We start from the raw sequence: 26296 nt of genomic DNA on the forward strand, positions 1-26296 counted from the left end.
TCACGCGCGGGCGGTGGCGGCGGTGGCGCCTGCCGGACCTGCTCGACCTGGCCCTTGAGCTCCTCGATGCGCGCACGGGCCTGGTCGAGCTGCTTGGCCAGCTCGTCGGCCTGACGCAGCGCGGCATCCCGGTCGGCGGCGAACAGCCGCACTTCCGAGGTGATGCGCTTGAGGTGGGTCTCGACCTCCATACGGTCATAGCCACGCATGGCGACCGTGAAGCTGGGAATCGACTGGGTGATGTCTCGGTTCTCGGCCGGCGCCATGAGGCAAACCTACTCCCTCTTGTCCCACTGGGTGACGGGCCTTCTCGGGTGAACCTGGCCCGTCTAGCGTCGGGCCCATGGCCCTCCTGGTGTCCCGCCGGCACGTGGACTACGTGCGCGTCACCAGCATGGCGTGTCGCGCTCACGGCTGACCTCCCCCACCTCACCCCCTCGCACCGGAGCACACCCATGCCTTCTTCCTGGTCGTTCGAGACCCGTCAGATCCACGCCGGCGCCGCGCCCGATCCCGCCACCGGGGCCCGGGCCACGCCCATCTACCAGACCACCTCCTACGTCTTCAGGGATACGGCCCACGCGGCCGCCCTGTTCAGCCTGGCCGAGGCCGGCAACATCTACACCCGCATCAACAACCCCACCCAGGACGTGCTGGAGCAGCGGATCGCCGCCCTGGAGGGCGGGGTCGCGGCGGTGGCCTTCGCGTCCGGGCAGGCGGCCGAGACGGCCGCGATCCTCAACCTGGCCAGCGCCGGCGACCACTTCGTGTCGAGCGCGTCCCTGTACGGCGGCACGTACAACCTCTTCCACTACACGCTGCCCAAGCTGGGCATCGAGGTCAGCTTCGTCGACGACCCCGACAACCTGGACGAGTGGCGGGCGGCGGTCCGGCCCAACACCAAGCTGTTCTTCGCCGAGACGCTCGGCAACCCGCGTAGCAACGTGCTCGACATCGAGGCCGTCGCCGCCGTCGCGCACGAGGTCGGGGTGCCGCTGGTCATCGACAGCACGGTGACGACGCCGTACCTGGTGCGGCCGCTGGAGCACGGCGCCGACATCGTCGTGCACTCGGCGACCAAGTTCCTCGGCGGCCACGGCACGGCGATCGCCGGCGTGGTGGTGGACGGCGGCAAGTTCGATTTCGGGGCGCACGCGGATCGTTTCCCCGATTACAACGAGCCCGACCCGAGTTATCACGGCCTTCGCTACTGGCCGGCGCTCGGCCACGGGGCGTTCGCGGCCAAGCTGCGGGTGCAGCTGCTGCGCGACACCGGCGCGGCGATCGCGCCGCAGAACAGCTTCCTCATCCTCCAGGGCATCGAGACGCTGTCGCTGCGGATCGAGCGGCACGTGGCCAACGCCCAGGCGCTGGCCGAGTGGCTGGAGCAGCGGGACGAGGTGGAGACCGTGCACTACGCCGGCCTGCCGTCGAGCCCGTGGCACGAGGCGGCGCGCAAGTACCTGCCGGGCGGCGCGGGGGCGATCGTGTCCCTGGAGCTGCGCGGCGGCGCCGAGGCCGGCCGGGCGTTCGTGGACGGCACGGAGTTGTTCAGCCAGCTGGCCAACATCGGCGACGTGCGCAGCCTCATCGTGCATCCGGCCAGCACCACTCATTCCCAGCTGACGCAGGAGGAGCAACTTGTCACCGGCGTGACACCGGGTCTGGTGCGCCTGTCGGTCGGCCTGGAAGGTGTCGAGGATCTCAAGGCGGACCTCGAAGCCGGGTTCCGGGCCGCGAAGGCCGCGCTCTGACTCCCCTCACGGAGAACGATCCGCCCGGCCGGCGGCAGTGGGTGCGGCTGGACCGCCCCCTGCCGCTGGAGCGCGGAGGCGAGCTGCCCGCCGTCCAACTCGCCTATGAGACGTGGGGGGCTCCTGCCCCGGACCGGTCCAACGCCGTCCTCGTCCTGCACGCGCTGACCGGCGACAGCCATGTCGCCGGTCCCGCCGGGCCGGGGCATCCGACCGCCGGCTGGTGGGATTCCCTGGTGCAGCCCGGAGTTCTCGATCCGTCGCGGTACTTCGTAGTGGCGCCCAACGTGTTGGGCGGCTGCCGGGGGAGCACCGGGCCGTCCTCGGTCAGCCCCGACGGAAAGCCCTGGGGCAGCCGGTTTCCGTCGTTGACCGTACGAGATCAGGTCGCCGCCGAGGTGGCCCTGGCCGACGCGTTGGGCATCGACCGGTGGGCCGCCGTGATCGGCGGTTCGATGGGTGGGATGCGGGCGTTGGAGTGGGCGGCTTCCACGCCGGAGCGGGTGGAGTCGTTGCTGCTGCTGGCTTGTCCGGCGCAGTCCTCGGCCGACCAGATCGCGTGGACGTATCCGCAGCTTGAGGCCATTCGGTCCGATCCCGGGTGGCACGGCGGCGACTACTACGGTTGCGGAGAGGGGCCCACCCGCGGACTTGGCGTCGCAAGGCGGATCGCGCACATCACGTATCGGAGCGAGGCCGAGCTGTCGGCTCGGTTCGGCCGCGATTCGCAGGGCGACGGCCGCTTCGCCGTCGAGTCCTATTTGGACCATCATGCCGAGAAGCTGGTGCGGCGCTTCGATGCCGGCAGCTACGTCGTGCTGGCCGAGGCGATGAACTCCCACGACGTCGGTCGCGGGCGTGGTGGCGTGAAGGCCGCTTTAGGTCGTGTGACGGCCCGGACGGTCGTCGGCGGCGTGACCACGGACCGGCTGTATCCGTTGGCGCAGCAGCAGGAACTGGCCGCCGGCATTCCCGGCGCGGACGGCGTGCGGGTGATCGACTCGCCGTACGGGCACGACGCGTTTCTCATCGAGACCGAGCAGATCGCCGCGATGGTGCGGGAGTTGTTCACAGGTAGCGAGTCCCGTGTGGGTTCCCGCTGATCCGGCTCAGGTCCCGGATCACCGCCAGCAGCGGTTCCCGCAGCGCGTCGAGGGCGTTGCGCAGTTCGGCGGTCGGATCCCAGGCCGTGTCGTCGAACTGCGTGCGGTCCTCGTAGCGCCGCAGCGCCGGGTGCCACTCCGACAGGAACGGCCGCAGCACCTCCTCCATCAGGCGCTCCGCGACCTCACCGAAGCGCTGCGACGAATCGGGGCCGCATTCCCGCAGCTGCTCCCGGGTGAACGCGAAGATGCTGTGCAGGGAGGAGATCGCCTCCCGCAGGCCGCCGCCGCCCAGCGGCCGCACGGGAACCCGGTGCGCCAGCTCGACCTGGACCCGGAACGCCGCCGCCCGCTCGCGTTCGTCCACCGCGAAGTCGTCCCGCTCGCGGCGGCCGGCCAGCGCGGCCGCGCTGACCCGCTCGTGCCGCGCCGGATCGGGATCGCTGTGCCGATCACGTGTGCGACCACCGCCGGTACCTCCAACGCGCCTCCGCCGACCAGCCGCACCACAGACTGCCTGGCCAGCCGGTCGACCGCCAGACCGACCGGGCCAAGACCATCCAGAACGGGTAACGGCATCGGCTCCGGCGCGAACGCCGCCACCGCGCGCAGCACGTCAAGACCGGCGTCGCCGGCCGCGTCCACCTCGGCCAGCAGCCGCTTCGCGGTCGCCTCCAACACCGGCCAGTCCCGGGAGAACAGCCGCCGCCGCACCGAGTCCAGGCCCGCCGACCGGGCCGAGCCGGCCAGGTCCAGCAGGGCTCCCGGGTGCCCGCCGACGGCGTCCACCAGCTTGTGCGCCGACTCGCGGTCGCCCGGGGCCAAGGTCTCGACCTGGTTCAGCACGAGCTTGATCGCTTGCGCCGCCGGCAGTTCCGGGACCGGCACGCCCGTGCCGAGCTCGGCGTAGCTGGCGTCGGTCGTGGTGAGCACGCTGGCGGCGGTGGGGTGTGGGGACAGCAGCCGGCGGACTTCGTCCAGTTCGAGCCCGGCCGGCACGCCGTCGACCACCCAGAGGCTGGGTTCCCGGCTCCGGTCCAGGGCCAAGGCCACCCGATCGGCGGCGTGACCATTTCCGTTGGCCCCTAAAGCTTCCGCGATGGCCGTCAGCTGCTCCGGCCACGGATCCCCGGCCGACAGCCAGAACACGCCGCCGGGGAAGGTCGCCCCGAACTGCCGCGCGTACTCCGCGACCAGGGAGGACGTGCCGATGCCGCCGACACCGTGCACCACGGCGACCGGCTCGCCGCCGCCTTCGGTCAACGTCGCCGATTGCGGGTGCAGGGCCGAGTGCAGCCGCCACAGCTCGGCCGTGCGACCGACGAACTTCGGCGGCGGCCGATGGCCCGGGGCCGGCAGCGACAGCGGGACGCGGCCGTGGTCCACGGCGCCGATGGTCGTCGGCAGCTCGTCGACCTTGCGCGTGACGGCCTCGGTGAGATGGCGCAGCTCGGCCGACGGGCTCCAGAATCGGGCGTCCCTCAGCTCGATCGGCTCGATGTGCCCGGTGCCGCGCTCCGGATTGACCACCAGCACCCGCCGCAGCGGATCGCCTTCCCGTTGTCCGGCAAGGAAAGCCGTGATGAGCTCCTGCTGGCAGGCGCGGCGCGTGGGATAGGTCTGGGAGTAGTAGGCGAGCAGCAGTCGGGAGCGGCCCAGCTCGGCCAGGATGGTCCGGGACACCGAGTCGAACCGGTGCACGCCGACCTCGTCCTGGAACACCCGCAGCCCCCGGGCGCGCAGCTCCGCGGCCAGCGCCTCGGCGGGCGTGGTGTCCGACCGGCAGTAGCTCAGGAACACATCGTGGGCCATCCGTCCCGGCCTCCTTCGGTTAACTCCGATGGGGGACAGTGTCGAGCCTGACGGACGGGTGAATCGCAAGCCACCTGCTTGCCATAATTCACGCCGTAGCGCTACTCGGCGTGACGGATCATGGCATGCCGTCACGGTGGGTCGTCGACCTGCTGTCGGCAGTCCTCCACCGTTCGCCGGGGCCGGATCACTGTATGTCGGCTTTCCCTCTTATACGGGATTCGGCTGCGGTGCGTGACTATGGGCAATGCACTTGCACAGGGGCTACGCTCCCGCACTTGACACCGTCAGGGATGGGTGTGTGGTGATAGACCCGTGGGTTGTGGGGCTTTGTGGCGTGACCGTTCTGGCTATATCCAGTGCGGTCGCGATTGCGGCCTACATGCGACCGAAATTTACCGTCGCAACGGCCGGCGGCGGCGCGGACGGACCGTTCGCGGACGCCGACCTGATCGGTCCGGAACTGCGCGACTGGGCCGCCGCCCACTATCGGCGGACCGTGCCCGTGCTGCGGGTCTGGCAGCGCCGGGCCTGGCTGTACGGCGCGGCCCACTTCTATGCCGTCGGCTGGACCGTGCTGATCTCGCTGTCGCTGCCGTTCCTGATTCCGTACGTGACCGACGGCAACGGCTCGCGGCTGCTCGTGCAGGCCCTGTCCGTGTTCGGCGCGGTGGTGTTCGGCCTGCACAGGACCTTCAAGGCCGAGGAGAACTACGGCAAGTACCGCCTGCACGAGTCCAGCGTCTACACCCTGGTCCGCAAGCTCGTCGACGACCCCGACCAGCTCGGCGCCTCCGACGCCGAGCGCCGTCGCCGCTACCTCGCGGAGATCGAGCGGATCAGGGAACGCGCCCGCAACGACGAGATCAACAATCTGCCCAGTCCGTCCTCTCCGCCCCGCACCGGCCCGGTCACGCCCATTCCCGAGCAACGGGTTGACGGTTATCGATCGGCCGCGCACGGGCCTTTGAGTGGAGGAGCTTCTCCGTGAGTCAGCGAAGCCGGGTGAGCGGCGTGTGGACGCCATCACCGAGAGAACGAGAGGCTGCGTGGGAGCTGTATGTCGAGCTCGCCACCAGGATTACGACCGTGGAACAAAAACCGGGGGCCGGAATCGTGAGGGAGGAACTGAACAGCATTTACTCGCTCTTCGCCTGCACCCGGGACATCCTGCGCAAGTACGGTCCCGAGCTCGCCCCGCGCGGCCGCGCCGGCGGCGTCACCTTCGCCGGCATCGCCGTGGAGATGGTCAACACCGTGCTCCGCCCGCTGCTGACCAAGTGGCACCCCGCCCTGGCCGAGTGGGAGGCCGCCCGCCTGCCCGGCGACAGCGTCGTCATGCACGAGCGCGCCTGGGAGCAGGTGGACGTGCTGCGTGCCGAGGTAGCCGACACCCGCCGGGTCCTGCTGGAGCTGGCCGCCGACCTCCACGACGCCATGCAGATCGAGCCCTTGATCGGCGGGACGTGATGACCCGGGACATGGTGTGAAATACCCGCGACATAGGAGAGTGCGAGGCCCCGCCGATGTTTCGCCTGGTTGGCGGATTTCGGCCGCCGCCACCTGACGCGCGCACCCACCTGGGCCGATGCGGCGGGCGAAATCCGGCAAGGGCGAGGCATCGGCTACCCGGGGGCCGAGCCCCGCGCGGAACGCGCGGCGAAAGCTCAGTCCTCGGCGGCCGGGTCCTCGTCCGCTTCGAGGGCCTCGGCGATCCAGGCGGCCACCGGGAGGTCGCGGTTGGTGCACTCGGTGGCCAGCCGGATCGTCCAGCGCAGGGCCTGCATGACCACCGCCGCCACCTCGCTCGGGTCGGCGGTGCTCAGGGCGATGTCGATCTGCGCGCGGGCCGCGTCCTGGTCGCCGTGCACCTCGGCGAGCAGGGTGCGGACCGCGGTGCGCACCGGCGGGTCGGCGTCATCGATGGAGACTTCCTGGCCATCGGCGTCGTAGACCTGCATCTTGACCGGGGTGGCCCCGCCGGAGCCGAGCGCGGCGACCATCTCGCTGCACTCGCGGAACAGCATCAGGACCAGCTCCTTGCCGTCCACATCACCCGCGGGCGACGTGTCGACGAAGGTGGTCAGCAGGCTGATCGCGGCGCCGTCGTCGCCCGCCTGGGCGGCGGCGAGCGCCTCACCCGCCGTGCTGACCATCCGCTGTCGTCGGTCCGGATCCTGTGGGTCCACCGGCCCATCTTGCAACACAACCGCGACCGGCGGTGATCCAATCGGCCGTCCGGGTTCAGGAGTGCTTGAAACGCCAGGTCTTCGAGTCGGTGAGCACGCAGAAGCCGGGCGACATCACGATCACGCGCAGGGTGCCGTCGCGCGTGTCGTAGTCCATGCCCTCGACCTCGAACGTGCCGCTGCACCCGCTCTGCAGGGGCAGCTGACCGAGAGCGCTCACGTGGGCCGTCACGTCGGCGCCGCCCAGCGGGCCGCTCAGATCCAGTTGCAGCAACGGCTTTGTCATGCCGTAGAGCGATCCGTCCGGGTCGTCCGACGCGCACAGCAGCTGGGTGGGGGAGGTGAAGTCGCAGCCCTGGACGTCGCGAATCGGGTGGTCCGGGCGAATCGCGAAGCCGTACGGCAGGTTCTGGCTCGGCGTGGTGAACCGGACGCCGGGCATCGGGTAGACCAGCAGGCGATCCATCGTGCCCCACTCGCCGGACACCAGCCACTGCCCGTCGGGCGAGACCGCGGCGAAGGAGTTGTTCAGCGCCTCCCACGACTCCAGCTTGTGCGTGTACTCCGACCAGCTGCCGTCGGGGGCCTGCACGCGGAACATCTTGGCCCCGTTGTTGTCGCTCTGGTACGGCTCGATGTAGTAGCCGAGCCGGGAACCCGGGTCGCCCACGTGGTTCCAGCCCTTGACCGAGTCCCCGATCGGCACCGTGGACAGGCCGGTGTACTGGATGAAGCTGGAGTTCGGCCGGACCACCGTGGCCAGCCCTTGGCTCTCGTCCAGCGCTCGCGCGTGGTCGGAGCCCTGGATCACCCAGGCCCCGGTGTCGGCGTGCGCGAAGCCCGGCACGATCACCGCGATCGCCACCGCCAGCGCGGCGGCCAGCGTCTTCCTGCCCATGAGCCCAACCCTTCCCTCAGCGGACGGCCGGGCAAGACGTACCAGTTCAGGGCAGGAATCTGAAGAATTTTCGCGATCCTGTCCGTGACGGGACGGATAACTGTGAACGATCCGGGCTTCTCGTGACCGTGGACGCGCTCCTACCCTCGGCTGAGTTAGGGAAGTTTCCTAACCATATATGTGAATCGAGGAGGTGTGCATGACAAGCAAGCTGCTCGCTGCCCTGCTCGGCATCGGCTTGCTCATCGCGGGAGCCGCCCCTGCTGAAGCCAACACCGCCCAAGCTGCCGCTACACCGCACAGCACCACGTACACCATGTACGTGACGCTGTACGGCGCATTGGACAACGACCCGCCCGGCAGCGCCGACATCGCCTATCCGCAGATCCACTCGAAGGCCGGCGGCACGGGCACGTACAGCAACCCGGTCACGTTCGCCACCAGCAGCTCCGAGCTGGCGCCGGGCACCCGGGTGTACTACTCGTACCTGAAGAAGTACTTCATCATGGAGGACAGCTGCGCCGCCTGTATCTCCGACTGGAAGAGCGGCAAGCGCCACATCGACATGTGGGCCGGCAACTCGACCAACTCGGCGATCCTCGGCTGTGAGGACAAGCTGACCCGCAGCGGTTCGGTGATCGTCAACCCGGCGTCCAACCTGACGGTGGACACGACGCCGATCTTCAACACCAGCACGCACAAGTGCTACTCGCCGTGATCGCACGGTGACGCAGCGGTCCGGTAACGCCGCGCCGGACCGCCCGATGTGAGAATTCTCCGCCGTTGAACGCTGTCGCAAAAGGGTTGCAGGTACCAGAATCTTGCCTGTTGTTTTCCCGAGCCTGGAAGAGGCGGCGACATGGCGGACACCCTGCGGCCCGATCGGACCCGACCGCTCGACCGGTCGGAGTGGGCCAGCATCGGCGGCATGGCGGGTTTCGTGCTCGCCCTGCACGTGATCGGCTGGGGTTCGCTGATCTTCCTCATCTCGCCGGCCAACTACCAGATCGGCAACGGCCAGGTCTTCGGCATCGGGCTCGGGCTCACCGCGTACACGCTCGGTCTGCGCCATGCTTTCGACGCCGACCACATCGCCGCCATCGACAACACCACCCGGAAGCTGATGTCCGAGGGCAAGCGCCCTTTGTCGGTCGGTTTCTGGTTCTCTCTCGGTCATTCCTCTGTCGTGTTCGGTCTGTGCGTGTTGCTCGCCTTGGGTGTGCGGGCCTTGGCCGGCGAGGTCTCCGACGACGGTTCTCCCTTGCACAGCTGGACCGGCCTGGTCGGCACCCTCGTCTCCGGCGTCTTCCTCGTGCTCATCGGCGTCATCAACCTGGTGGTGATGGCCCACATCATCAAGGTGTTCCGCAGGATGCGCGGCGGCGAGTTCGACGAGGCCGAGCTGGAGCGCCGCCTCGACGAGCGTGGCTTCATGAACCGCATCCTGCGCGGCCTGACCAAGGCCATCAGCCGCCCGTGGCAGATGTACCCCACCGGCCTCCTGTTCGGCCTCGGCTTCGACACCGCCACCGAGGTCTCCCTGCTGGTCCTGGCCGGCGGCGCCGCCGCGTTTTCCCTGCCCTGGTACGCCATCCTGACGCTGCCCGTCCTCTTCGCCGCCGGCATGAGCCTGTTCGACTCCATCGACGGCTGCTTCATGAACTTCGCCTACGGCTGGGCCTTCGCCAAGCCCGTGCGCAAGGTCTTCTACAACATCACCGTCACCGGCTTGTCCGTCGTGGTCGCCCTCGTCATCGGCCTCATCGAGCTTTTCCAGCTACTGGCCGAGAAGCTGGAGGTCACCACCGGCGTCCTGGGCTGGATCGACACCCTCGACCTCAACGTCGTCGGCTACGTCATCGTCGGTCTCTTCGTGGTCACCTGGCTCGTCGCCCTGGCCGTCTGGCGCTTCGGCCGCATCGAGGAGCGCTGGGAAGTCAAGCCTTCCTAGTGCCGTTCCCCCTTGCCTGAGCCGGGTTTCGCGCCAGCTCTATGCCGTTTCCCCCAGCCCGTCCGAGAACACCGGCCTGTGGTCCACCATCTTCACCGTCCACCGACTGTGGTGAATCAATCGGTGATGCGCCCCGCACAGCAGCACCATGTTGTCCAGGCTGGTCGGCCCTCCGTTAGCCCACTCGACCACGTGGTGGGCGTGACACCGCGCCGGCTCCGCCTGACATCCCGGGAACGCACAAGTGCCGTCCCGCTCGATCAGCGCCTTGCGGATCCCCTTCGGAGCCGTCCGCTGCTGCCGACCCACATTCAGGATCTCCTTACCGGCTCCCAACACCAGGCGCATCACCGTGCTGTCACAGGCGATCCGACGAGCCTCCGCCGCGCTCATCACGCCGCCGCCCTCGACCTTCGCCACACCCGTGTTGTCCATGAAGTCCTGGAAGGACATCGACAACGTCAGATGGGGGCGCTCGCCGCCCTGCTCCGGCAGGCCTTCACTGCGGGAGGCCAGCTCAATGATCTCCGCGAACGCATCTCCCTGCCGCTCGGCGGTGGTTCGGGGGTCTGTGCCCGAGGTGGGCTTGGCCAGCGCACTGAGCATCGCCGCGATCTTCGCCCCGTACTCCTGGTCGAGCCTTCCCCAGAACACCATGCTGCCGTCCAGCTTGCGTTCGAAGCGGAACTCCCGCTTCGGTGCCCGCAGTTCGCGGTCATCCGGGGCTTTGCCGTCCTGGTTGAGGTGGAACAGGATCCGCTGGGCGATGTTCTTGAACTCGCCCTCGTCGAACTGGACGTTCTCCAACAGTGATGCTTCGACCCGGTCCCGCTCGACCGCCGGCGCTGTCCTCAGCGTCTCGTGGATGATCTTCAGATGCTGCCGATCCAACGCCCCGTCGCGACCCGCTTCGCGGATCGCCTCGCTGTGGAACAACTCCGCGAACCGAAGCCGCTCACGCGCTTCCCTGACCGTGAGCCGCCAGTGGAGCACCATCGACGACACGATCGAGGTCCGGTCCTCCTTCGACCTGCACGACCGGTCCCACACCTCCCACACCCGCTCCAGCTGCTGGATGTAGAGCGCCCGATACAGGGCTTCGGCTTCCTTGCCCGCTTGCCACAGCTCCAGTTCGCCGTACTGCCACCCTTCGGTGTCGACAGGGAATTCAGGATTCGCTGACATACCCCCATTCTACTACCCTTATGTGATCGACTTCCGTTACACACCAACCTATACACGATCGTGGCGGCCTTCGGACCCCTCACAGGAAAGCGCCTTCCATCCCTCCGTTACAACGCTTCCTTCACGGAGATCAGTCCCCACCTTCCGGCCCGTCCCAAGCCTTCTGTAAACGCGCGCACCCCACCCAACCCTTGTCGCGCAACGCAACCAGCTCACACGCCCACCTCGTGCCCCTCTACTCCAGCACCGCATGCCGAAGAGAGAATGATTGTTGTATAGGCGGAGACGGCAACCGCGCGGTGCGGACGCCCGACGCACCACCGGGCTCAAGAGCCAGCGACGGTCAGGGAGGGGTGTGGCCACCGATTTCCAGGCGACGGCGGCCGTTTCTCTGCCATACCTGGCCACCAGCCGACCGGCAACCGCGCGGTGCGGACACCCGACGCACCACCACACCACCGCATCAACACCGCGCAACACCAACAACACCAGGTTCAACCACCGCACCCCCAGCCGCCCAGCCCCCCAGCCCTTCAACCTCACCCCCTAAACCCCCACCCTCAACCCCCTACCTCAACGCCGCCCAACCAGCACCACGCACAATCCCTTCCTTGATCAGCGCACCGACTCGCCCCGTGATGACCCTCTCCTTGGGACGGTCCAACGCGTCGACCACCTGCACCAGCCCATCCCGCCGTCCGAGGCTGATGCACTGGATGTGGTACCGGTAACCAAACGCCCGAGGCTCCTGCCCGCGCAGCCGGGCAGCGATGGCCTTGGCGGTGTACTCGGCCATGGGCTCGGCGGTGGCGCAGGCCATGCGCAGTTCCTGCCCGTTCACCCGAACGACCGCGCTGTCCCCGACGGCATAGATGTCAGGATGTGAGACCGACCGCTGAGTGCCGTCGACCACAATCCGTCCACTGTGGTCGGTCTCGACCCCGGCATCGGCAGCCACCGGCGAAACACGGAACCCCGTGGTCCACACGGTAACGTCCGTCGGCAGCTCAACACCGTCCGTCAACACGACGCTGTCGGCCAACACCTTGGCGACGCGGGCGCCGGTGCGGACCTCAATGCCCAGGCGGGCGAACACCCGGCCCAGGTGCTGGCGTCCCCGGGCGGAGAGGCGGCTGCCGGGGGCGTGGCCGGCGACGATGCGGACGTGCAGGTGGGGGTGCTGCTCGGCGAGCTCGGTGGCGGCCTCGATGGCGGTGAGGCCGCCGCCGATGACGGTGACGGTGCCCTTGCGCGGCAACGACTCCCGAAGCCGGGTGGCGTCGGTGTGGTCGGAGACGGTGAACGCGTTCTCGGCGACGCCGGGGATGCCGTGGTCGTCGGCGATGCTGCCGAGGGCGTAGACCAGCGTGTCGTAGCCGATCAGACGGCCGTCGACGTCGACCGTCTTACCAACGGGGTCGAGAGCCTGGACCCGGCCGATGACGAGGTCGATGCCGGTGCCCCGCACGGACTCGGCCAGCGGACGCACGCGAAGGCCCTCGCCTGCGGCGTGCTGGTGAAGGCGGATGCGCTCGACGAAATGCGGCGAAGCGTTGACGAGGGTCACGCGAGCGTCGGTGCGACGGGCCAGGCGGTGGGCGGCGATGAGACCCGAGTAGCCGGCCCCGATGACGACGATGGTGGTCATGTCCAAGTCCCTTCAACTGTGATGACGGGACTTGAACCGGGCAGCGGCCCGATTCCTGACAGGGCGGCTATGTGGGCTGCGTCACCTGCTGCGCGACGTGGGTGAGCTTGTCGGGGTTGACGACGGCGCGGAAGTCGGTGATGAGGCCGTCGACGATCTGGAGGTTGATCACGACCGACAGCTCGCCGTGGATGAGCGCAAGGATGGCGGGCTCGCCGTTGACCTCATCGACGCGGATCTCCAGGCCGTCGACGTTGCCGGCCAGCCAGTTGAGGTACACCGCCGCCCGCTGACGGCCGCGGATGGGCTTGCGTGCGGCCTGCCGCTTGCCGCCGCCGTCGGCCCAGGCGACGACGTTCTCGGCCAGCATGCCTTCCAGCGCGGCCATGTTCCCGCTGCGCGCGGCGACGAGGAAGTTCTTGGTGATGCGGAGCTTCTCGGTGCCGTCGGCGTCGTAGCGGTGCCGGTCCTGGGCCACGCGCTGCTTGGCGCGGTGGTAGAGCTGCTGGCAGTTGGCCTCGGTCAGGTCGAGCACGTCGGCGATCTCGCGGTGGCTGTACTCGAACGCCTCGCGCAGCACGAACACGGCCCGCTCGGCCGGAGTGAGGCGTTCCATCAGCAGCAGGAAGGCCATCGACACTGATTCGCGCAGCTCCAACGGGTCGGCCGGGGTGTATGCGGTGAGCAGCGGCTCGGGCAGCCACGGGCCGACATAGCTCTCACGGCGGGCGCGCGCGGAGGTCAGCCTGGTCAGGCAGAGGTTGGTGAGCACCTTGGTCAGCCACGCGGCGGGCTCGCGGATCTCGTCCTGGACGGCGGCATGCCAGCGGAGGTAGGTGTCCTGCACGGCGTCCTCGGCCTCGGCGGCCGAACCGAGCAGCCGGTAGGCGACCGCGAACAGGCGCGCCCGGTGCTGCTCGAAGTCCGCCACGCGGCCGATTCTAGGCGTGACTTGACCCTCTTGTAGCGAGAATCCCTACTGCTGCGGCTGCAGGAGATCCTGCTGATGCGGCAGCTGGACATGGATCTGCCGACCATCGCCCGGATCCTCGACGGGGAACACGACCGGCTCGCGGCGCTGCGTGACCACCGCGAGCGCCTGCTGGCCCAACGCGAGCACCTGGACGTGCTGGTGCGCACGGTGGCCAGAACCATCAGCGACCTGGAAGGAACGCAGGCCATGCCCGATCACGAGCTGTTCGACGCATGGCCGGCGTCGGCGCGCGGTCGATGATGACGGTGAGCCAGATCCACCGCGTGGAGCCGGTCGCCGACAGCCTCTCGGCCACCCTGTTCCTCCAGTTCCCGGTGGAGCGCACGTGGACCCGGGTGTTCGTGGAGTCCTGGCGGCCCGCCTCGACGGCGACGAGGAGCTTGCGCCGTCCCGAGCCGGTGGAGCTGGCCGGTTGCCTGAGCCGCCTGGCGCTGAGTGTGGCCCGGTGAGTCAGGTCAGGGAGTGCACGGCGGCGTAGGCCATGGCCGCCAGCAGGTCGGACATCTGGGCCCGGTCGAGGTGGGCCGAGTGCGGCGTGGAGTTGATCAGCCCGAACAGGGCGTGCGCGGCGGCGCGGGCGGCGGGCTCGCCGACCTCGGGCCGGGCACGGCGGATGGTGGTGACCCAGACCTCGACGTATCGGCGTTGCAGGGCCCGCACCCGCTGCCGGTCGGCGTCGGCCAGGTTGCCGAGGTCCCGCTCCTGCACGGTGATCAGAGCGGGGTGGTCCAGGGCGAAGTCGACCTGCCAGCGGATGAGCGTGCTGATCGAGTTCTCGGCGTCGGTGGCCTCGCGCACGCGGGCCTGCGCGCCGGACAGCAGCAGCTCGCTGATGGACGTGAGCATCTCGCCGAGCACGGCGTCCTTGCTGCGGAAGTGCCGGTAGAGGGCGGGCCCGGAGATGCCGACGGCCGCGCCGATGTCGTTGATGCCGACGCCGTGGAAGCCGTGCCGGGCGAACAGCTCGGCGGCGGCGGCCAGGATCTGCTCCCGCCGGCTCGGCGGCGCGGTCTGTTCGGCGAACGGCACGCCACCGATGGTAGACGAGCAAGTTAACGATCGCTAACCGCGGTATCGAACGGTGGAGTGACCGGGGGAGTTTCGTGCCCAAAAGGCGAATATGTCATCAACTCTTGACGGAACTCTTCCGGTGGAAACCTTGTTGCTGCAACGATTATCCGGCCCCGGCACACCTCAACGGAGAGGCCTCCCTGCCATGCGCCTGTCTCGTGCCCTCCCCTGCCTTGCGGTCGCCGTCGCGGCCGCACTGTCCACAACAGCCGTCGCCCATGCGGCGCCGGCTGCCGTCAACTACGCCGCCGTCGGCGACTCCTACGCGTCCGGTGTCGGCACCCAGAGCTCGTACGACAACAGCTGCGACCGCAGCAGCAAGGGCTACCCGAGCTTGTGGGCGGCCGCGCACTCGGCGTCCGCGTTCACGGACGTCGCCTGCTCGGGCGCAAAAACCAGCGACGTGATCAGCAGCCAGGTCGGCTCGCTGAGCTCGGCCAACACCGTGGTCACGGTGACCATCGGCGGCAACGACGCGGGCTTCTCCAGCACCATGGAGTCCTGCATCGTCGGCGGCGACTCGGGCTGCAACACGGCGGTCAACAAGGCCAAGGCCTACGTCAGCAGCACCCTGCCCGGCCTGCTGGACAACACCTACAACGCGATCCGCGGCCACGCCCCCAACGCGACGGTCTACGTGGTGGGCTACCCGCGCTTCTACCAGCTCGGCGGCTCGTGCAGCGTGGGCCTGAGCGACACCTCCCGCGGCTACATCAACAGCGGCGCGGACGCCCTGGACACGGCCATCTCGGCCGCAGCGAGCCGGCACGGCTTCCGGTTCGTCGACGTCCGCACCGCGTTCGCCAACCACGGCATCTGCTCGTCGGCGGCGTGGTTGAACAGCGTGACCTGGCCGGTGGTCAACTCCTACCACCCGAACTCGTCGGGCTACGCCAGCGGCTACCTGCCGGCGCTCACGGCCGTGACCGGCTGAGTGGCCTGACTGGACGAAGCTGTTAGCGACCGCTAACCTGGAGACCTGGGTTAACGGTCGCTAACAGCTGAGGAGCGTCATGGTCGCGCCGGCACTGGCCAGCGCCGCGGATCCGACCGATCCGGGCTACCAGCGCAACGTCAAAGAACACGCCGAGCTGGTAGCGCAGTTGCGGTCGCGGCTGGCCGACACCGCGCTGGGCGGCCCCGAGAAGTCGCGCATCCGCCATGTGGAACGGGGCAAGCTGCTGCCGCGCGACCGCGTGGACTCGCTGCTCGACCCCGGCTCGCCGTTCCTGGAGCTCTCCCCGCTGGCCGCCAACGGCATGTACGACGACCAGGCCCCGGCCGCCGGCATCATCACCGGCGTCGGCCGGGTCGAGGGCCGCGAGTGCGTGATCGTCGCCAACGACGCGACGGTCAAGGGTGGCACCTACTACCCGATCACCGTCAAGAAGCACCTGCGCGCCCAGGAAGTGGCGCTGCACAACAACCTTCCGTGCCTCTACCTGGTGGACTCCGGCGGCGCGTTCCTGCCCCGGCAAGACGACGTGTTCCCGGACCGCGAGCACTTCGGCCGGATCTTCTTCAACCAGGCCACCATGTCCGCCCGGGGCATCCCGCAGATCGCCGCCGTGCTGGGCTCCTGCACCGCGGGCGGCGCGTACGTGCCGGCGATGAGCGACGAGGCGATCATCGTGCGCGGCCAGGGCACGATCTTCCTCGGCGGCCCGCCGCTGGTGAAGGCGGCCACCGGCGAGATCGTCACGGCCGAGGAGCTGGGCGGCGGCGAGCTGCACTCGCGCACCTCCGGAGTGACCGACCACCTCGCCGAGGACGACGCGCACGCGCTGCGGATCATGCGGCAGATCGTCGGCACCTTCGGCCCGCGCGTGGCCAAGCCGTGGGAGGTCACGCCGACCGAGGCGCCGGCCGTCGACCCCGAGCAGCTCTACGGCGTGGTCCCGATCGACACCCGCACCCCCTACGACGTGCGCGAGGTCATCGCCCGCGTGGTCGATGGCAGCCGGTTCGCGGAGTTCAAGTCGGAGTACGGCACCACGCTGGTCACCGGGTTCGCCCGGATCCACGGCCACCCGGTCGGCATCATCGCCAACAACGGCATCCTGTTCGGCGAGTCGGCGGTCAAGGGCGCGCACTTCATCGAGCTGTGTGACCAGCGCGGCATCCCGCTGGTGTTCCTGCAGAACATCTCCGGCTTCATGGTCGGCCGCGAGTACGAGGCCGGCGGCATCGCCAAGCACGGCGCGAAGATGGTCACCGCGGTGGCCTGCGCCCGGGTGCCCAAGTTCACGGTGGTCATCGGCGGCTCGTTCGGCGCCGGCAACTACTCGATGTGCGGCCGGGCCTACTCGCCCCGGTTCATGTGGATGTGGCCCAACGCCCGGATCTCGGTCATGGGCGGCGAACAGGCGGCATCCGTGTTGGCCACGGTCCGCCGCGACCAGCTCGGCGACGAATGGTCCATGCAGGACGAAGAGGCGTTCAAGCAGCCGATCCGGGACCAGTACGAGAGCCAGGGCAACCCGTACTACTCGACCGCCCGGCTGTGGGACGACGGCGTGATCGACCCCAAGGACACCAGGACCGTGTTGGGTCTGGCGTTGTCCGCCGCGGCCAACGAGCCGCTGCCTCCCGTCCGCTACGGCGTCTTCAGGATGTGAGCATGTTCGACACCGTACTGATCGCCAACCGCGGCGAGATCGCCGTCCGCGTCACGAACTCCTTGCGACGCATGGGGATTCGCAGCGTCGCCGTGTACAGCGACGCCGACGAGGGCGCCCGGCACGTGCGCGAGGCCGACGTCGCCGTGCGCATCGGGCCGGCCGCCGCGCGCGAGAGCTACCTGTCGATCGAGCGCATCATCGACGCCGCTCTCCGAACCGGGGCCCAGGCCGTGCACCCCGGATATGGCTTCCTGGCCGAGAATGCGGCCTTCGCCCGGGCCTGCGCCGAGGCGGGGCTGGTGTTCGTCGGCCCGCCGCCGTCGGCGATCGACGCCATGGGCGACAAGATCCGCGCCAAGCAGACCGTGACCGCCGCCGGCGTGCCCGTGGTGCCGGGCGCCTTCGGCGACGACATCGAGCACGCGGTGGCCGAGATCGGCTTTCCCGTGCTGCTCAAGCCTTCCGCCGGCGGCGGCGGCAAGGGCATGCGGCTGGTGCACTCGCTCGACGAGCTGCCGGCTGCCATCGAGTCGGCCCAGCGCGAGGCCCGGAACTCCTTCGGCGACGACACGCTGCTGGCCGAGCGCTTCGTGCTCAACCCGCGGCACATCGAGATCCAGGTCCTGGCCGACAACCACGGCACGGTGCTGCATCTGGGCGAGCGGGAGTGCAGCCTCCAGCGCCGGCACCAGAAGATCATCGAAGAGGCGCCCTCGCCGCTCCTGGACGAAAAAACCCGTGCGCGCATGGGGAAGTCGGCCGCCGACGCCGCCGCGTCGGTCGGCTACAGCGGCGCCGGCACCGTGGAGTTCATCGTCTCCGCCGACCGGCCCGACGAGTTCTTCTTCATGGAGATGAACACCCGGCTCCAGGTCGAGCACCCGGTGACCGAGCTGGTCACCGGCGTCGACCTCGTCGAGCAGCAGCTGCGGGTGGCCGCCGGGGAGAAGCTTTCCCTTACACAGGAGGACATCCGGCTCACCGGCCACGCCGTCGAGGCCCGCATCTACGCCGAGGACCCATCTCACGGCTTCCTGCCCACCGGCGGCACGCTGCTGGCGCTGGAGGAGCCGACCGGCCGGATTCGCGTGGATTCCGGGGTTTCCGAGGGCTCGGTCGTCGGCAGCGACTACGACCCCATGCTGGCCAAGCACATCGCGTACGCGTCCACACGAGACGATGCGCTGCGCCGGCTGCGGTCGGCCCTCGGCGACGTCACGATCCAGGGCGTCACCACGAACATCCCGTTCCTGCGGGCCCTGCTGGGTGACGAGGACGTCGTCGCCGGACGCCTCGACACCGGCCTGGTGGAACGCAAGCTGGAAGCCCTCGTCGCCAACCCGATGCCCGAGGACGTGCTCGTCGCGGCGGCCCTGGAGCGGGCGCTGGCGCTGGAGCCGCAGGGTGAAACCGTCGACCCGTGGGACATTCCCGGCGGGTGGCGGATGGGCGAGCCGGCCTGGACGACCTGGCTGATCGGCGCGCCCGGCGACGAGCCGGCGCGCGTACGCCTGCGCGGGCGGGCATCCGACGCCGAAGTCGTCGTCGGCGACGGCGAGCCGGTCAAGGCCGGCGCCTGGCGCGACGGCAATCGTCTCCACGTCCGCTGCGCGGGTGTGACCCGGTCGTACCGGCACGCCCGTGACGGCGAGATCACCTGGATCGGCAACTGGCCGCTCCAGGAGCCGGAACAGCTGTCCCGCAAGGGCGCGGCCGGCGCGGCCGGCGGCGCGGTCACCAGCCCCATGCCGGGCACGGTGCTGCTGCTCAAGGTGGCCGCGGGCGAACGGGTCAACGCCGGCCAGCCGCTGCTGGTCGTCGAGGCCATGAAGATGGAACACACGGTCGTCGCGCCCATCGATGGCGCGGTCGCGGAGCTGGCGGTGCACGCGGGCCAACAGGTTCGGCTCGGTCAGCAGCTCGCGGTGGTTGCACCCCTACAGGAGTGACGAGATGGACACCAGGATCAGCCCCGAGCACGAGGCGCTGCGCAAGACGGTCGAGGAGTTCGCCCGCGAGGAGGTCGCGCCGGTCATCGGCGACTTCTACGAGCGGGAGGAGTTCCCGTACGAGATCGTGGCCAAGATGGGCCGGATGGGCCTGTTCGGCCTGCCGTTCCCCGAGGAGCACGGCGGCATGGGCGGCGACTACTTCGCCCTCTGCCTGGTCCTGGAGGAGCTGGCCCGGGTCGACTCCTCGGTCGCGGTCACGCTGGAGGCCGGCGTCTCGCTGGGCGCCATGCCGATCTTCCGCTTCGGCACCGAGGAGCAGAAGCGGGAGTGGCTGCCCCGCCTGACCTCGGGCGAGGCGCTGGCCGGCTTCGGACTGACCGAGGCCGGCGGCGGCTCCGACGCCGGCGCCACCCGGACCACCGCCAAACTCGACGGCGACACCTGGGTGATCAACGGCTCCAAGTGCTTCATCACCAACTCCGGCACCGACATCACCGCCGCGGTCACGGTCACCGCCGTGACCGGGCAGCGGGCCGACGGCGGCAAGGAGATCTCCTCGATCATCGTGCCGTCCGGGACGCCCGGCTTCACCGTGTCGAAGAAGTACTCCAAGGTCGGCTGGAACGCCTCCGACACCCGTGAGCTGTCCTTCTCCGACGTCCGCGTGCCGGCCGCCAACCTGCTCGGCGAGCGCGGCCGGGGCTACGCCCAGTTCCTGCGCATCCTCGACGAGGGCCGCATCGCCATCGCCGCGCTCGGTGTGGGCCTGGCCCAGGGCTGCGTCGACGAGTGCCTGCGCTACGTCAAGGAGCGCGAGGCGTTCGGCCACAAGATCGGCACCTACCAGGCGATCCAGTTCAAGATCGCCGACATGGAGACCCGGGCCCACACCGCGCGGCTGGCCTACCACCACGCGGCCGACAAGATGCTGCGCGGCGAGCCGTTCAAGCGGGAGGCGTCCATCGCCAAACTGGTGTCGTCCAACGCGGCCATGGACAACTCGCGGGACGCCACCCAGATCTTCGGCGGCTACGGCTTCATGAACGAGTACCCGGTCGGGCGCTTCTACCGTGACGCCAAGATTCTCGAGGTCGGGGAGGGTACGAGCGAGGTGCAGCGCATGCTCATCGCTCGCGATCTGGGCCTGTAGGGTCCGGGGCTCAAGATCCGGTCCTGTAGTCGCCCGACTACGATTGGCGACACTGAGGGTTTCGGTGCGCCGAACCCGGGTACTACAGTGAGGTCGGTACGAAGCTCCCGCCGTGTTCCTCCCCCCTCGACATGGCGGGTTACCCCGGCGCCCCCGCTCACCCCCGTGCGGGGGCGCCGGCTTTTTCCTCCACGGCCGGTTCCCGCTGCTCGGCCACGTGCACCAGCGGCTCTTCGAGCAGGTCGTGCCGGCCGGAGATGAACTCCTGGATGCGGATCTTGAGCAGGATCAGGGGCTGTCGGTAGCGGGCCTCCCGCCGGATCGCCACGCTGAGCTTGCGCGACCCCGCGCGGTAGCGCCAGCGGGCCCACGGCGAGTTCGGGCGGGCCAGCCGCAGCGCGCCGATCTCGGCCAGCGGCGGCAGCAACAGCCCGAGCAGCCCGGTCCAGATCTTGCCCTTGAGCAGGGCGACCACCGCGAAGCCAAGGTCAACCAGCGCCACCAGGCCGGTGGCCACGTGCGGCGGCAGGTTGAAGTCCGGCAGCAGGCCGTAGTCCAGGGGCTTGGCGCCGAGCAGTAACAGTCCCGTCAGGCCGACGGCCAGGAACACGGCGTCCACCGACAGCCGGCCGGCCTGCGTCCAGTAGACGTCACGCAGATGCAGGATGAGCGCGAACTCGTCGAGCACGAGGGCCGTGCCCACGCCGAACAGGCCCGCCGACCACAGTCGCCAGTCGCCGGCGTCGTCCGGGGTGGCCAGGCCGATCACGCCGCCCAGCATCATCGCCACGACGCCGAACACCACGTGGTGGATGTGGGTGCCACCGGACGACACGTTCCCCGGCCACCAGCGCACCTTCGCTCTGATCATCCGCACGCTGATCCTGATCAGCACGAACGCGATGACCAGGCCGAGGAAGAACCAGAGCAGGCGCTCGTGTCCTGGATCCCAGTGGCCCATGTGCCGACCACCCTTCGCCAAGTGGTTGTCGCCGAAGGTTACGCCCGGGGGCCCTGGTCGGTTGCCAGTTTGCGAAGTCCGGGCCGCGGGCGGGTTCCAAAACCAGTACTGGGGTACCCCGTGACGGACAGCACTGGCACTGTCGTGCCTTCACCAGCGTTGAACATGACAAAATCCATGCGGCATCGTGGGCGGCGGCGCGGAGGTCGTGTTTTGCTGTACTGGTTCATGAAACGGGTTGCGGGACGGTTGGGCCGGGCGGTCTACCGCCCCAAGGTCGAGGGTCTGGAGAACATTCCGGCCACCGGCGCGGTGATGCTTGCCAGCAACCACCTGGCGTTCGTGGACAGCATCGTCATCCCGATGGTGGTTCCCCGTCGGGTGAACTTCCTGGCCAAGGCCGAGTACTTCGAGGGCAAGGGCGTCAAGGGCGCGCTGATGCGCGGCTTCTTCGGCGGCCTCGGGCACATCCCCGTCCAGCGCGGCAGCGGCCGCGCGGCGCGGGCGGCCCTGGACACCGCCGAGGAGGTGCTGAACAAGGGCGGCGCCTTCGCCATCTACCCCGAGGGCACCCGCTCGCCGGACGGCCGGCTCTACCGCGGCCACGCCGGCGTGGCCCGGATCGCCCTCGCGACCGGCGCCCCGGTGATCCCCGTCGGCGTGATCGGCACCGACCAGGTCCAGAAGAACGGTCGGGGCCTGCCCCGCATCCGTCCGATGACCATCCGGTTCGGCAAGCCGCTGGACTTCTCCCGCTACGAGGGCATGGCCGAGTCGACCATGATCCACCGTGCCGTCACCGACGAGATCATGTACGCCATCCTGGAGCTCACCGGCCAGGAATACGTGGACAGCTACCGCCCCCACCCAAAAGCCGCGTGACCGACTGAAAGCAGCGTGACCGCCGCCCTCCTTGATGCGGGGAAGGACGCCTTACCCTCGTTCAACGCGGGTAAGGCGTCCTTCCCCGCATCAGGGGGTGCATCAAGGGCCGAGGTCAGGCGTTGACCAGGTACTGGGGCAGGTGGCGCTCCAGGTCGGTGAAGACCGCGGCGTTGTGGCGGTAGGCGATGCGGGACTCCTCGATGACCCGCTCGCGCTCGGCCTCGTCCCACGGGGCGGTGTCGAGCAGCTCGTGGTACCGGGCCTTGAAGGCCTTGCGGTCGGGGATCTGGTCGAAGACGTAGAACCGTGTGCCGGCGTGGTCGACGAGGCCGTGCTGACGCTCGGTGACCGCGCCGACGGCTTGGCCGCCGGAGATGTCGCCGAGGTAGCGGGTGTAGTGGTGGGCCACGAAGCCGCCGGGCCAGGTGAAGGCGACCTCACGCAGCCGGTCGGTGTAGGCGACGGTGGCCGGGCCGGGCTCCACGATGCTCGCCCAGTCCGGGCCGTAGAGATGGGCGAGGTCCTGCTCCAACGAGGGCAGTCGCCTCAGCTCGGGACGGGCGAAGGGACCGGCCACCGGGTCGTCGGCCATCGCGTCGGTGGCCTCTTCCAACACCCGGTAGATGAAGTAGTGCTGAGCCACGAGGGCGGCGAAGCCGGCGAGGCTCAGCTGCTTGTCGAACAGCACGCGCACGAATTCGGCGCCGTTGGCCACCTGGTGGTCGGCCATCGTCTCGGCCCGGAGGGTCGCGGAGAAGGTCACGCCTGCGAGTCTGCTGATGCCGACGCGGTGTCGTCAAGATTGTGACGACAGGTCGTCATAAAAAGCGCCCACTCCGCGTAGCACGAAGCGCACGGTCGACTCGACGGCGTGGTCGAGCTCGGGACCGGACAGCTCGGCGACGGTGCGGCCGCTGATGCAGGCGGTGACCAGCCCGACCAGGGTGTCCACGTCGTCGTCGGGCAGCAGGCCCTCGCGGATGCCGGCGGCCAGGATGCCGCGCAGGATCAGCTCCAGCGCGCTGACGTGCTCGATCATGTGCCGGTAGGTCTGCTCGGACATCAGCGACCGCAGGGCGGTGCCGGGCGGCAGGTGGTTGCGGGCGACGTGCCGCAGCTGGCTGCGCACGTAGGTGGCCAGGCCGTCGACCGGATCGCGCACCCCGGACAGCGCCGAGACCAGCTCGGCCATGTACTGCTCGGTGGCGTGCTCGGCGTAGGCCAGCAGCAGCGACTCCTTGTCGGCGAAGTAGTTGTACATCGCCGTCCGGCCCACCTCGGCCGCCGCCGCGATGTCGGCGAGCGAGATCGCGTCGAAGCCGCGCTGGTACATCAGTGTCGACAGCGCCGCGAAGATCCGTTCCCGGGTGCGTTCCCGGTGTTCGCCCAACGACCTGCCGGTGATCTTCGGCACGACTTCCAGGTTACGGGGTGTCGAGCGGGCAGCCCTGGGGCGGCCGCGGCTCGCCGCCGCTGTCGAACACCGCCACCTGGTACCTGGGCTTGGTGTCGCTGTAGCTGTTGACGGCCAGGGAGGTGATCACGGTGCAGGCGATCTGGTCCACCGCGTGCTTGGACAGCGACTCCCCGGAGGCCGTCTTGACGAACACGGGGACGACGTTGCCCGGGCTCTGGCCCTGGTTCTGGCCGACGGTGGCGAACACGTTGTTCGGCACCTCGCTGGTCATGCCGGCCGCCGCCTCGGTGGCGCTCGGCCCCCGCACGAGCTCGCTGAGCGCCTGTTGCTCGGGCGGCACGTAGGGAATGACCTTGTTGGTGCCGTCCGGGTTCGTCGTCGAGGTCGGCGGCAGCGGCCGGGCCACGGCCCGCAGCGTGCCGTGGTCGATCAGGTAGACGACCAGGCTGGTGATCGCGCCCTGCGGCGCGTCCTGGCCGCGGATCACCGCGGTCGGCCGGATGCCGCAGCCCGCCACGAGCAGGCCGACGACCGCGCCGGTCACCGCCAGCGAGGCCAGGCTGACCAGGCCGTTCCTGCGCGTCACACCGGTTCCTCATCCATCACGCGGGGCAGGCGGAGGGTGAACACCGCGCCTCCTTCCGGACGATTGGCCGCCTCCAGACTGCCATGGAGGTGGCCGACGCTGTGCAGTCGCGCGTTCTCCCAGGCGATGGCCAGGCCCAGGCCGCTGCCCTCGGACCGGGCCCGGGAGAAGTCGGCCTTGTAGAACCGGTCGAACACGTGCGGCAGCACCTCCGGGGGCAGGCCGGGGCCGTTGTCGGCGACCCGCAGCTCGATCCAGTCGTGGTTGGCCCACAGCCGCATCTGCACCGGCGGCGCGCCGTGCTTGAGCGCGTTGCCGACGAGATTGGCCACGATCACGTCCAGCCGGCGCGGGTCGAGCCGGGCGATGACGCCGGCCGGCAGCTCGGCGTGGACCCGGCCCAGCCAGCCCCGCGCCCGTAGCGTCGCCCCGATCGCGCTGGCCACGTCGATGTCGTCCAACGCCAGCTTGGCCGCGCCGGCGTCGAACCGGGAGACCTCCATCAGGTCCTCGACCAGCCGGGTCAGCTTGCGGGTCTCCTGGCTGACCAGCCGCGCCGCCTGCCCGGCGTCGTCGCCGAGCTGCGGGGCCTCCTCGTCCAGCACGTCGGTGACGGCGGTCATCGCGGCCAGCGGCGTGCGCAGCTCATGCGACACGTCAGCGACGAAGCGCCGCGCGTCGGCCTCCATTCGCCGCAGCTGACCGACGTGCTGCTCCAGCGCGGCGGCGGTGTCGTTGAACGTCCGGGCCAGCTCGGCCATCTCGTCGTTGCCGCGCACGGTCAGCCGGGCCGACAGGTCGCCCTCGCCGAGCTGGCGCGCGGTGATGCCCAGCCGGCGGACCGGCCGCAGCACACCACGGGCGGCCACCAGCGCGACGATCACCGCGAACAGGGCGGCCAGCGAGCCGTACAACCAGGCGCTGGTGGCCAGCTCCTCGACGGCCGTCTGCTGGTCGCTCATGCTGACCAGGGCGTAGACCTCAAGGCCGGAGGACTTCCACGTGTTGTCGGTCTGCCAGGCCAGGATCGGGATGCCGACCACCATCATCGGCAGGCCCTTGTAGTCGATGCGCTGCCAGAGCACCGCGTGGCCGTTGCGCATCTCGTCGCGCATCTCCGGCGTGACCGCGGACATGTCGAAGTAGCTGTTCTGGGAGCGCATGTCCTGGTAGATCGCGATGGCGTCGCTGTTGGCGGAGTTGGCCATGCCGTTCAGGTCGTCCTGCCGCGGCGGCAGCTTCTGGTGGGTCCACTGCTTCATCCGGTCGATCATCGGCAGCACCACGGAGTTGGTGGCGTCGGTCTCGATCGTGCGCCGGGCGGCCACGTAGATCGCGCCGGACGCCGCCGCGGCGCTGATGGCGGCGATCAGCACGAACGCGACGACCAGGCGCGGGCGCAGGCCCCACGCCACCCCGAGGAACCGCCGCAGCCGGCTCATACCGGGCCGAACCGGTAGCCGAAGCCGCGCACGGTCTGCACGTAGAGCGGGTCGGCCGCGTTGTCCTCGATCTTGGACCGCAGCCGCTGCACGCAGGCGTCGACCAGGCGGGAGTCGCCCAGGTAGTCGTGCTCCCAGACCGCTTCCAGCAGCTGTTGGCGACTGAGCACGCGGCCCGGCGTGCCGGACAGCTCCAGCAGCAGCCGCAGCTCGGTCGGGGTCAGGCCGATCTGCGCGCCGTCCTTGGTGACCACCAGCGCCGCCCGGTCGATGACCAGTTTTCCGTGCTTCTCCTGCTCGGAGCGCTCGGCGCCGGTGCGACGCAGCACCGCGCGGATGCGGGCGTCCAGCACCCGCGGCTGCACCGGCTTGACCACGTAGTCGTCCGCGCCGGCCTCCAGGCCGCCGACGATGTCGAAGTCGTCGCTGCGTGCGGTCAGCATGATGATCGGGGTGTCGCCCAGCGCCCTGATCCGCCGGCACACCTCGAAGCCGTCGATACCCGGCAGCATCAGGTCGAGCACGACGATGTCCGGCGCCTCCGCCCGCAGCCGGGTGAGACCTTCCTCACCGGACTCGGCGGCGTGGATGGTGTGGCCCTGCCGGCGCAGGGCCAGCTGCAAGCCCTCGCGCACTGCACGGTCGTCCTCTATCAACAGAACCCTGGACACGATCGA

At 69.5% G+C, this 26296-nt stretch carries 27 protein-coding genes and 1 pseudogene; 13 read left to right on the forward strand and 15 right to left on the reverse strand.

Features of this window, described 5'->3' with window-relative positions; translation table 11 throughout:
* A pseudogene (locus tag KUTG_RS61885) lies at nucleotides 1–266 on the reverse strand (DivIVA domain-containing protein); the annotation flags it as partial.
* A gap of 189 nt (nucleotides 267–455) precedes the next feature.
* On the opposite strand from KUTG_RS61885, the gene KUTG_RS32245 reads away from it, so the two are divergent.
* Together KUTG_RS32245 and KUTG_RS32250 are read left to right on the forward strand one after the other, a co-directional pair.
* The gene (locus KUTG_RS32245) at nucleotides 456–1754 is read left to right on the forward strand and encodes a bifunctional o-acetylhomoserine/o-acetylserine sulfhydrylase (RefSeq protein WP_043722141.1); all 1299 of its coding nucleotides are present in this window, start codon (nucleotides 456–458) and stop codon (nucleotides 1752–1754) included.
* A gap of 41 nt (nucleotides 1755–1795) precedes the next feature.
* Nucleotides 1796–2857 carry a homoserine O-acetyltransferase MetX gene (locus tag KUTG_RS32250; protein WP_232241077.1) on the forward strand — a complete coding sequence of 354 codons (1062 nt, stop codon included), beginning with the start codon at nucleotides 1796–1798 and terminating at the stop codon, nucleotides 2855–2857.
* Here KUTG_RS32250 and KUTG_RS61890 read toward each other — a convergent pair.
* Nucleotides 2823–3026, reverse strand: a complete 204-nt coding sequence (locus tag KUTG_RS61890; RefSeq protein ID WP_052395647.1) for a hypothetical protein — start codon at nucleotides 3024–3026, stop codon at nucleotides 2823–2825. The two genes, KUTG_RS32250 and KUTG_RS61890, sit on opposite strands and share 35 nt — an antisense overlap.
* Nucleotides 3026–4669, reverse strand: coding sequence for a TIR and AAA domain-containing protein (locus tag KUTG_RS54130; RefSeq protein ID WP_052395648.1), 1644 nt, complete (start codon nucleotides 4667–4669; stop codon nucleotides 3026–3028). The genes KUTG_RS61890 and KUTG_RS54130 overlap by 1 nt, the downstream gene beginning before the upstream one ends.
* A 382-nt stretch (nucleotides 4670–5051) precedes the next feature.
* On the opposite strand from KUTG_RS54130, the gene KUTG_RS32265 reads away from it, so the two are divergent.
* Both KUTG_RS32265 and KUTG_RS32270 read left to right on the forward strand, forming a co-directional pair.
* On the forward strand, nucleotides 5052–5660 hold the full coding sequence (locus KUTG_RS32265; protein WP_043722144.1) for a hypothetical protein: 609 nt from the start codon (nucleotides 5052–5054) through the stop codon (nucleotides 5658–5660).
* A 125-nt stretch (nucleotides 5661–5785) separates the two neighbouring features.
* The gene (locus KUTG_RS32270; RefSeq protein ID WP_052395649.1) at nucleotides 5786–6139 is read left to right on the forward strand and encodes a hypothetical protein; all 354 of its coding nucleotides are present in this window, start codon (nucleotides 5786–5788) and stop codon (nucleotides 6137–6139) included.
* 197 nt (nucleotides 6140–6336) lie between these two features.
* Here KUTG_RS32270 and KUTG_RS32275 read toward each other — a convergent pair whose 3' ends face one another.
* Nucleotides 6337–6858 carry a hypothetical protein gene (locus KUTG_RS32275; protein WP_043722146.1) on the reverse strand — a complete coding sequence of 174 codons (522 nt, stop codon included), beginning with the start codon at nucleotides 6856–6858 and terminating at the stop codon, nucleotides 6337–6339.
* A 55-nt stretch (nucleotides 6859–6913) separates the two neighbouring features.
* The gene (locus KUTG_RS32280) at nucleotides 6914–7756 is read right to left on the reverse strand and encodes a hypothetical protein (RefSeq protein WP_043722148.1); all 843 of its coding nucleotides are present in this window, start codon (nucleotides 7754–7756) and stop codon (nucleotides 6914–6916) included.
* A 199-nt stretch (nucleotides 7757–7955) separates the two neighbouring features.
* On the opposite strand from KUTG_RS32280, the gene KUTG_RS54135 reads away from it, so the two are divergent.
* The gene (locus tag KUTG_RS54135; RefSeq protein WP_052395650.1) at nucleotides 7956–8474 is read left to right on the forward strand and encodes a hypothetical protein; all 519 of its coding nucleotides are present in this window, start codon (nucleotides 7956–7958) and stop codon (nucleotides 8472–8474) included.
* 141 nt (nucleotides 8475–8615) lie between these two features.
* Nucleotides 8616–9707: a Nickel transporter NicT gene (locus KUTG_RS32290; RefSeq protein ID WP_043722150.1), complete on the forward strand. Its 1092-nt coding sequence runs from the start codon at nucleotides 8616–8618 to the stop codon at nucleotides 9705–9707.
* A 39-nt stretch (nucleotides 9708–9746) separates the two neighbouring features.
* On the opposite strand, the gene KUTG_RS54140 is transcribed toward KUTG_RS32290, so the two are convergent.
* From KUTG_RS54140 to KUTG_RS32305, 3 genes are all read right to left on the reverse strand, one after another.
* On the reverse strand, nucleotides 9747–10892 hold the full coding sequence (locus tag KUTG_RS54140; RefSeq protein ID WP_052395651.1) for an HNH endonuclease signature motif containing protein: 1146 nt from the start codon (nucleotides 10890–10892) through the stop codon (nucleotides 9747–9749).
* A gap of 568 nt (nucleotides 10893–11460) precedes the next feature.
* Nucleotides 11461–12540 (reverse strand): NAD(P)/FAD-dependent oxidoreductase, encoded by a 1080-nt coding sequence (locus KUTG_RS32300; RefSeq protein ID WP_043722153.1) that lies wholly within the window; start codon nucleotides 12538–12540, stop codon nucleotides 11461–11463.
* Between the two features lie 67 nt (nucleotides 12541–12607).
* Entirely contained in the window at nucleotides 12608–13471 is an 864-nt protein-coding gene (locus tag KUTG_RS32305) for an RNA polymerase sigma-70 factor (RefSeq protein ID WP_369794537.1), read from the reverse strand.
* A 75-nt stretch (nucleotides 13472–13546) separates the two neighbouring features.
* Here KUTG_RS32305 and KUTG_RS32310 point away from each other — a divergent pair, with 75 nt between their 5' ends.
* Nucleotides 13547–13774 carry a hypothetical protein gene (locus KUTG_RS32310; RefSeq protein WP_052395652.1) on the forward strand — a complete coding sequence of 76 codons (228 nt, stop codon included), beginning with the start codon at nucleotides 13547–13549 and terminating at the stop codon, nucleotides 13772–13774.
* Nucleotides 13747–13983 carry a hypothetical protein gene (locus KUTG_RS32315; protein WP_043722156.1) on the forward strand — a complete coding sequence of 79 codons (237 nt, stop codon included), beginning with the start codon at nucleotides 13747–13749 and terminating at the stop codon, nucleotides 13981–13983. Before KUTG_RS32310 ends, KUTG_RS32315 begins: the two co-directional genes overlap by 28 nt.
* 1 nt (nucleotide 13984) lies before the next feature.
* Here KUTG_RS32315 and KUTG_RS32320 read toward each other — a convergent pair whose 3' ends face one another.
* Complete coding sequence (locus KUTG_RS32320) at nucleotides 13985–14572, reverse strand: SACE_7040 family transcriptional regulator (RefSeq protein ID WP_052395653.1); 588 nt, start codon at nucleotides 14570–14572, stop codon at nucleotides 13985–13987.
* Nucleotides 14573–14750: 178 nt separating this feature from the next.
* On the opposite strand from KUTG_RS32320, the gene KUTG_RS32325 reads away from it, so the two are divergent.
* The 4 genes from KUTG_RS32325 to KUTG_RS32340 all read left to right on the forward strand — a co-directional run bounded on the left by KUTG_RS32325 (nucleotide 14751) and on the right by KUTG_RS32340 (nucleotide 20328).
* Nucleotides 14751–15539, forward strand: a complete 789-nt coding sequence (locus KUTG_RS32325; protein ID WP_043722161.1) for an SGNH/GDSL hydrolase family protein — start codon at nucleotides 14751–14753, stop codon at nucleotides 15537–15539.
* Nucleotides 15540–15618: 79 nt separating this feature from the next.
* Entirely contained in the window at nucleotides 15619–17223 is a 1605-nt protein-coding gene (locus KUTG_RS32330; protein ID WP_043722163.1) for a carboxyl transferase domain-containing protein, read from the forward strand.
* A gap of 2 nt (nucleotides 17224–17225) precedes the next feature.
* Complete coding sequence (locus KUTG_RS32335) at nucleotides 17226–19175, forward strand: acetyl-CoA carboxylase biotin carboxylase subunit (protein ID WP_043722166.1); 1950 nt, start codon at nucleotides 17226–17228, stop codon at nucleotides 19173–19175.
* Nucleotides 19176–19179: 4 nt separating this feature from the next.
* Entirely contained in the window at nucleotides 19180–20328 is a 1149-nt protein-coding gene (locus tag KUTG_RS32340; RefSeq protein ID WP_043722169.1) for an acyl-CoA dehydrogenase family protein, read from the forward strand.
* A 157-nt stretch (nucleotides 20329–20485) separates the two neighbouring features.
* On the opposite strand, the gene KUTG_RS32345 is transcribed toward KUTG_RS32340, so the two are convergent.
* Nucleotides 20486–21289, reverse strand: a complete 804-nt coding sequence (locus KUTG_RS32345) for a hypothetical protein (protein ID WP_052395654.1) — start codon at nucleotides 21287–21289, stop codon at nucleotides 20486–20488.
* A gap of 213 nt (nucleotides 21290–21502) precedes the next feature.
* On the opposite strand from KUTG_RS32345, the gene KUTG_RS32350 reads away from it, so the two are divergent.
* Nucleotides 21503–22171 (forward strand): lysophospholipid acyltransferase family protein, encoded by a 669-nt coding sequence (locus KUTG_RS32350; protein WP_043722171.1) that lies wholly within the window; start codon nucleotides 21503–21505, stop codon nucleotides 22169–22171.
* Between the two features lie 115 nt (nucleotides 22172–22286).
* Here the strand turns inward: KUTG_RS32350 and KUTG_RS32355 are convergent, their stop codons facing one another.
* From KUTG_RS32355 to KUTG_RS32375, 5 genes are read right to left on the reverse strand one after another with little or no spacing between them, the layout of a single operon-like run.
* Nucleotides 22287–22937 (reverse strand): biliverdin-producing heme oxygenase, encoded by a 651-nt coding sequence (locus tag KUTG_RS32355; RefSeq protein ID WP_084580024.1) that lies wholly within the window; start codon nucleotides 22935–22937, stop codon nucleotides 22287–22289.
* Nucleotides 22938–22970: 33 nt separating this feature from the next.
* Nucleotides 22971–23588, reverse strand: a complete 618-nt coding sequence (locus KUTG_RS32360; protein ID WP_043722177.1) for a TetR/AcrR family transcriptional regulator — start codon at nucleotides 23586–23588, stop codon at nucleotides 22971–22973.
* A 10-nt stretch (nucleotides 23589–23598) separates the two neighbouring features.
* Nucleotides 23599–24177: a hypothetical protein gene (locus KUTG_RS32365; RefSeq protein ID WP_043722180.1), complete on the reverse strand. Its 579-nt coding sequence runs from the start codon at nucleotides 24175–24177 to the stop codon at nucleotides 23599–23601.
* Nucleotides 24174–25619, reverse strand: a complete 1446-nt coding sequence (locus KUTG_RS32370) for a sensor histidine kinase (protein WP_043722183.1) — start codon at nucleotides 25617–25619, stop codon at nucleotides 24174–24176. The genes KUTG_RS32365 and KUTG_RS32370 overlap by 4 nt, the downstream gene beginning before the upstream one ends.
* Complete coding sequence (locus tag KUTG_RS32375) at nucleotides 25616–26290, reverse strand: response regulator transcription factor (RefSeq protein ID WP_198047380.1); 675 nt, start codon at nucleotides 26288–26290, stop codon at nucleotides 25616–25618. Before KUTG_RS32375 ends, KUTG_RS32370 begins: the two co-directional genes overlap by 4 nt.
* Nucleotides 26291–26296 lie beyond the last annotated feature (6 nt).

This window comes from Kutzneria sp. 744 (assembly GCF_000568255.1).
Classification (GTDB): Bacteria; Actinomycetota; Actinomycetes; order Mycobacteriales; family Pseudonocardiaceae; genus Kutzneria.

Coding starts and splice junctions, on each gene's coding strand:
- KUTG_RS61890 (WP_052395647.1), bottom strand. CDS start 3,026: ATGGAGGAGGTGCTGCGGCCGTTCCTGTCGGAGTGGCACCCGGCGCTG.
- KUTG_RS32265 (WP_043722144.1), top strand. CDS start 5,052: ATGCGACCGAAATTTACCGTCGCAACGGCCGGCGGCGGCGCGGACGGA.
- KUTG_RS32280 (WP_043722148.1), bottom strand. CDS start 7,756: ATGGGCAGGAAGACGCTGGCCGCCGCGCTGGCGGTGGCGATCGCGGTG.
- KUTG_RS32290 (WP_043722150.1), top strand. CDS start 8,616: ATGGCGGACACCCTGCGGCCCGATCGGACCCGACCGCTCGACCGGTCG.
- KUTG_RS32300 (WP_043722153.1), bottom strand. CDS start 12,540: ATGACCACCATCGTCGTCATCGGGGCCGGCTACTCGGGTCTCATCGCC.
- KUTG_RS54130 (WP_052395648.1), bottom strand. CDS start 4,669: ATGGCCCACGATGTGTTCCTGAGCTACTGCCGGTCGGACACCACGCCC.
- KUTG_RS32370 (WP_043722183.1), bottom strand. CDS start 25,619: ATGAGCCGGCTGCGGCGGTTCCTCGGGGTGGCGTGGGGCCTGCGCCCG.
- KUTG_RS32340 (WP_043722169.1), top strand. CDS start 19,180: ATGGACACCAGGATCAGCCCCGAGCACGAGGCGCTGCGCAAGACGGTC.
- KUTG_RS32325 (WP_043722161.1), top strand. CDS start 14,751: ATGCGCCTGTCTCGTGCCCTCCCCTGCCTTGCGGTCGCCGTCGCGGCC.
- KUTG_RS54140 (WP_052395651.1), bottom strand. CDS start 10,892: ATGTCAGCGAATCCTGAATTCCCTGTCGACACCGAAGGGTGGCAGTAC.
- KUTG_RS32345 (WP_052395654.1), bottom strand. CDS start 21,289: ATGGGCCACTGGGATCCAGGACACGAGCGCCTGCTCTGGTTCTTCCTC.
- KUTG_RS32245 (WP_043722141.1), top strand. CDS start 456: ATGCCTTCTTCCTGGTCGTTCGAGACCCGTCAGATCCACGCCGGCGCC.
- KUTG_RS54135 (WP_052395650.1), top strand. CDS start 7,956: ATGACAAGCAAGCTGCTCGCTGCCCTGCTCGGCATCGGCTTGCTCATC.
- KUTG_RS32310 (WP_052395652.1), top strand. CDS start 13,547: ATGCGGCAGCTGGACATGGATCTGCCGACCATCGCCCGGATCCTCGAC.
- KUTG_RS32330 (WP_043722163.1), top strand. CDS start 15,619: ATGGTCGCGCCGGCACTGGCCAGCGCCGCGGATCCGACCGATCCGGGC.
- KUTG_RS32315 (WP_043722156.1), top strand. CDS start 13,747: ATGGCCGGCGTCGGCGCGCGGTCGATGATGACGGTGAGCCAGATCCAC.
- KUTG_RS32335 (WP_043722166.1), top strand. CDS start 17,226: ATGTTCGACACCGTACTGATCGCCAACCGCGGCGAGATCGCCGTCCGC.